This is a genomic window from Campylobacter concisus, assembly GCF_002913045.1.
Taxonomy (GTDB): Bacteria; Campylobacterota; Campylobacteria; order Campylobacterales; family Campylobacteraceae; genus Campylobacter_A; species Campylobacter_A concisus_AP.
This window is the reverse complement of record NZ_PPAF01000047.1, coordinates 1-476: the sequence shown is the minus strand read 5'-3', so window position 1 is coordinate 476 and position 476 is coordinate 1. Positions and strand designations below refer to the sequence as shown.

The following is a 476-nucleotide window of genomic DNA, read 5'->3' as shown; positions in this document are numbered from 1 at the left end:
AGAGTGAGTGAGCGAGTACAAAAAAGTGGGAAAGCAGTTTTAATGAAGGCTGAAGATATCGAGGGCGAGGCACTTGCAACGCTTGTGGTAAAAAGACGTCGCGGTGTGCTAAATATCGCGGGTGGTAAAGCTCCTGGCTTGGGCGATAGAAGAAAAGCAATGCGTGAAGATAGCGCTATTTTAACAGGTGGCGAAGTTATCAGCGAAGAGCTAGGCAGAACACTTGAAAGCGCTACCATATACGACCTTGGACAAGCTTCAAGTGTAGTTATCGACAAAGACAACACAACTATCGTAAATGGTGCAGGCGAGAAGTCAGCAATAGACGCGAGAATAACTCAGATCAAATCACAAATCACAGAAACAACAAGAGACTACGACAAAGAAAAACTTCAAGAGCGCCTTGCAAAACTACGCGGCTGCGTGGCAGATTTCAAAGGTGGGCCTGTGACTGAAACTGCGATGAAAGAGAACAA

1 pseudogene is annotated in these 476 nt (G+C 45.8%); it reads left to right on the top strand.

The features are described from left to right. Positions 1-476: pseudogene (gene groEL / locus CYP43_RS09375) on the top strand (chaperonin GroEL); the annotation flags it as partial.